This is a genomic window from Alkalibacillus haloalkaliphilus C5 (assembly GCF_000269905.1).
GTDB lineage: Bacteria > Bacillota > Bacilli > Bacillales > Alkalibacillaceae > Alkalibacillus > Alkalibacillus haloalkaliphilus_A.
The window spans coordinates 1-4,211 of the sequence record NZ_AKIF01000199.1; the positions used below are offsets into that span (position 1 = coordinate 1).

The 4,211-nt window shown below is 36.5% G+C and carries 8 protein-coding genes; 4 read left to right on the top strand and 4 right to left on the bottom strand.

The window, feature by feature from the left end; all coding sequences use genetic code 11:
* Positions 1-8: 8 nt before the first annotated feature.
* Together A194_RS0115085 and A194_RS20570 are read right to left on the bottom strand one after the other, a co-directional pair.
* Positions 9-647 carry a GDSL-type esterase/lipase family protein gene (locus tag A194_RS0115085; protein ID WP_017187630.1) on the bottom strand — a complete coding sequence of 213 codons (639 nt, stop codon included), beginning with the start codon at positions 645-647 and terminating at the stop codon, positions 9-11.
* 79 nt (positions 648-726) lie between these two features.
* Positions 727-1,242, bottom strand: coding sequence for a hypothetical protein (locus A194_RS20570; protein ID WP_017187631.1), 516 nt, complete (start codon positions 1,240-1,242; stop codon positions 727-729).
* Between the two features lie 204 nt (positions 1,243-1,446).
* Between A194_RS20570 and A194_RS18755 the strand changes: the two genes are divergently transcribed.
* On the top strand, positions 1,447-1,692 hold the full coding sequence (locus tag A194_RS18755; RefSeq protein ID WP_017187632.1) for a hypothetical protein: 246 nt from the start codon (positions 1,447-1,449) through the stop codon (positions 1,690-1,692).
* A gap of 19 nt (positions 1,693-1,711) precedes the next feature.
* Here A194_RS18755 and A194_RS0115100 read toward each other — a convergent pair whose 3' ends face one another.
* Both A194_RS0115100 and A194_RS0115105 read right to left on the bottom strand, forming a co-directional pair.
* Positions 1,712-2,194, bottom strand: coding sequence for a hypothetical protein (locus A194_RS0115100; RefSeq protein WP_017187633.1), 483 nt, complete (start codon positions 2,192-2,194; stop codon positions 1,712-1,714).
* A gap of 138 nt (positions 2,195-2,332) precedes the next feature.
* Positions 2,333-2,713 (bottom strand): rhodanese-like domain-containing protein, encoded by a 381-nt coding sequence (locus tag A194_RS0115105; RefSeq protein WP_017187634.1) that lies wholly within the window; start codon positions 2,711-2,713, stop codon positions 2,333-2,335.
* 201 nt (positions 2,714-2,914) lie between these two features.
* Between A194_RS0115105 and A194_RS20405 the strand changes: the two genes are divergently transcribed.
* From A194_RS20405 to A194_RS0115125, 3 genes are all read left to right on the top strand, one after another.
* Positions 2,915-3,073: a hypothetical protein gene (locus A194_RS20405; RefSeq protein ID WP_017187635.1), complete on the top strand. Its 159-nt coding sequence runs from the start codon at positions 2,915-2,917 to the stop codon at positions 3,071-3,073.
* Positions 3,074-3,130: 57 nt separating this feature from the next.
* A complete protein-coding gene (locus A194_RS0115115; RefSeq protein ID WP_017187636.1) occupies positions 3,131-3,610 on the top strand; it encodes a GNAT family N-acetyltransferase in 480 nt (159 codons plus the stop codon).
* 231 nt (positions 3,611-3,841) lie between these two features.
* A partial coding sequence (locus tag A194_RS0115125; protein ID WP_017187638.1) for an MBL fold metallo-hydrolase occupies positions 3,842-4,211 on the top strand: 370 nt, incomplete at its 3' end.

Below are 4,211 nucleotides of genomic sequence, written 5' to 3' on the forward strand. Positions count from 1 at the left end.
GATTTACGTTATATCTTTAAAGGTGAAAATCCTGAATTAACTAACTGTTTAGCTATAAGATTATATCCATTTCGGTTTGGGTGGACGCTACCAAATGCTAATAAATTTCGACCACCATCTGAAAAGTGCGGAAGAATATCAACATAACGAATATGATCTGTTTGTAACGACCTTAGAACATCATTAAAACGGTTAATCCAAAACTGACTGTACCCTAGTTGTGGGTACGGATTGTATAAGCCAATTAAACGAATAAAGTAAGAAGTAGGATATAACCATTTTAAAATTTGAATTTCATATAAAATGTACAATAAATTTTCATATAACTGCTGTTCAGCGTGCTCAAACACGATTGGGTTATATGTTCTTAAAAACATTCGGTTTGCTTGAATTAAGTCGTTCCCACCTACAGTAATCGTCACTATATTAGAGTGCATCAATCTAGAACGAACGTGTTGGTCGTGAATCATAGTTCTTAGCTGACCACTTGTCATCCGATTTTTAGCGAAAACTTCAGTCCGAACTGGGCGGTTTAATTGCTCAACTGCCATTTGGGCGTAACGGCTGACAAAGCCCCGATTAAAATAACTTCCAATACCGACAGTTAGCGAATCACCTAATGCGCGATAAAACAAATCCTCCTCCATTAAAATTACCCACCCTTCATAAGCCGTCTCTTACATATAATGAAAGAGACGGCTTAACGGTATGGGTGGGTTTAATGGTTTATAAAAAGAATGGGAAGAAAATTCGTGATAAACCACTAAACGGGAAACGATGTCTTCTAAAACGACGGAAACGTCTAGGGTATTGACCAGGGCCATAACCTAATCCGTACCCAGGACCATATCCAGGTCCATAACCAGGTCCGAATCCGCCACCTGGTCCCATACGATCATCATAGCCATGATCCATATCATCAAAATCGCCCCATGGCATAATTAAAGTGACGCCGTCTTCACCTACACCATCGATAATGCCATCATAGACTTGCCCGTCATGTGCTTGAACTTGAACTAAGTGCATTCGATTACTATGGCATGTATCAAACATGCTTTTCATGTGATGTTTAGGGTCCATCTTTTGATGGTGGTGCTTAGGATCTTTTTTCATGTGGTGTTTAGGATCCATTTTATGGTGTTGGTGTGGTCCGTGATGCATCGGGTGCATTTGCTGGTGTTTAGGGTGTTTGTGCTGACCCATTGGCTGCATCATATGTGGCTTTTTATAATTTTTATCCATCTCTCAACCTCCTCATTTGCCTTCACCCTTAACATATTCAAACGATGGGCAGACGTGACAAGTCTTGGGCAAGAGCATAGAAAAAGTACAGAGATTAAATTTTTATTCTTTCTCATAATCTTATTTTATTTTCTAAATCATTTGTTTATATTTGTCGACGTGAGGGTAAACCCATAGTACAACCTACTTAAAGGAGGTTCTATTATGGTAGATGAAAGAAAAGAACATGTTGAAAGAAGAGAAGAGCCAGATCGTACAGGCTCAACAGCTATTAAGTCTATTACAGCAATAATAATTACTGTTCTATTGTTATTCTTTATTGTTTATTTCGTATTCCCGATATTCGGTGATGGTGGAGAACAAGAAGATGATGGTGAGGAAGATGTGAATATCGAAATGGACATTGATGAAGATGAAGGTAACGGTGGAGAAGAAAGTGGAGAAGAATAGTGATTGACGCGCGTTGACTCTATAAAGTCAGCGCGCGTTTTAGATTTAAGGAGTACGACTGAGTGTCATTAGCTGAGTTTTTACTAGCAACCCATTTTTGTTCATCAATGCTTTGAATGAGGTATTTGTTTTGGTTGGCTACATTTATGTAAAGTGTGTCAAACGTGTTTATACACTTAGCCATTAACTCATCTAAAACAATTTGTAGAAATGCTCTGGTGTGGTATTGCTCTAATAAGACAGGACCAACAATCGTCGCTTCTAAGTCACCTTCTTTATAAAGGAGACCTGTAAACCCAGCAGCCTTCTCGTCTAACTCAATAGTCATAATACAATGGTGAAAAAGGTTTTCATACTCAGTAATTTTCTCCTGTAAATCTTCTAAGTTCCTAACCTTAGGATCACCTAACCATTGTGCCTGATTACTAGCACTTAACTGGCACAACTGATCGATGAAGTTAAAATCTCTCTTTGATGCAGGCCTTAAATTTAATGGCTTCATAGTAAATCCCCCAAATATCCCCCAGTAAAATAATGCAGGACTATTATACCATGTATATTTGGAAATTTCAGACTAAAATGCAAATTCACTTTATAAAAAACTGAATGAAGTTTTACTTCATCCAGCTTGATCGTTAGTTTATTGTACGATATCGCCTTGCCAAGAGCTCATTCCTTCTGAGACATTGATGACATCAAAACCTTGTTTAGATAAAAGATCACTAGCTTGTTGAGAACGGTTTCCCGTTTTGCAAATAATCACATAAGGCTCGTCATCTACTAGTGATTCAAAGTTCCCTTCTCTTATTTCAGAAAGTGGCTTATTAATTGCACCGTCAATATGACCTGCTTCGTACTCATTTACTTCACGTACGTCAACTATTGTAAAACCTTCATCTTGTTTAGTGAGAACTTCATCAAGTTCGATTGTTTGATAATCAGCTTCAACTTCTGTTCCACCGCATGCCACAAGTAGAGTTAAAACAGTTATAATGGTTATAAATATTAAGTTTTTCTTCAATGTTCTACCTCCCAAAGTTGCTTCTTATATGATAATGAAAGTTGTTCAACCGTGTCTAAAAGTTAGCTTCGTTATTTACTTGGTAATTTATACATGAGAGTTGGGTTAGTTATGAGTAAGTTAGTTTCCTAAGATTTATGATCTTTTCATGGATCCAATTGAAAAGAGACGATTTAAACGAACCACTCGGTTGTAGGCAAAGTGCAAGATTTATTAACACCCTTTTGGAAAAAAGTCGCGGGTGGGTGTCATCTTAACCGTGATTCTTTAACTTTAAGTAAAGAAGCAGGGTTTGAGGTAGTTGAAGTAGAACAAATGTATAAAGGCTTATTTCTCGTAATAAAAGCCAAAAACCCTTAAATATAATTAAAAGTGATGCTTAACGTTTGAATCACATAAGTACAGGGGAGTGAGATTGTGGAAGATAGACATAACATAAAATTCATACCGATCAATCCAGTTGAACATAGGGACATTGCGATTCGGTTTAGACGTGATTCTTATCTTGTTAGCTTTGGTACGAATCAATATTTAGATGTTGATGAATACCTTCAATTTTTACGTGAGAAAATTACAAAGCACCCTGATGGCTTTGTTTTAGTCGAGGAGGAGGAGGAAGTAATTGGACAAATCGAACTTTCCATTCGTGAGTACAATGGAAGAGAGATTGGTTACGTTCATCTATATTATTTGATCCCGTCCAAACGGGGGAAAGGGTATGGAATTGTTTTACAAAACTATGCACGAGATTTTTTTCAAAAACATCAAGTATCAGAATTCCATTTGCGAGTATCACCATCTAATAAACAGGCTCGAGCCTTTTATAAGAAGTTAGGTATGAAAGAATCAAGCTTAGAAATTGACGGCAGAGTAATTCGAATGATTGGCATAGTTTAGCCTTTTTTAATGAAAATGACAAAAATGATAATGAAAAATACAATCCAAAACAGTAAAAACATATTACCTAAAAGGAAATCTAACAAGTTCAGCACTCCTTTGTCCAATTTACTTATAGAATTACATAAATTAATTAAAAATGCTATGGGAATTGATTAATTAGCAGGGAATTGTCATGATTCAGTCGAAATAATGACATAAATACTTATAAGAATTAGAAAGAGGGAGTTTATGACAAAGCCAATCGATTTAAGTAACGGTGTTTCATTAATTGATGTATACGATTTAGGGTTACCAAAGAGAACAGGTTCTTATGTCATTCATGATGAAGAACTAACGGTTGTTGAAACGAGCGCCAGTCCTTCGGTTCCATATTTATTAGAAGGTTTGAAACAATTAGGTTTTAAGGCAGAAGAGGTTAAGCATATCATTGTTACGCATATTCATTTAGATCATGCAGGTGGTGTTGGTTTATTTTTAGAAAGTTGTCCAAACGCAACTGTCCATGTCCACCCACGTGGTAAGCGACATTTGGCAGACCCATTAAAGCTTATTCAAGGTGCTAAAGCAGTTTATGGCGATAAGTTTGATAAGTTATTTG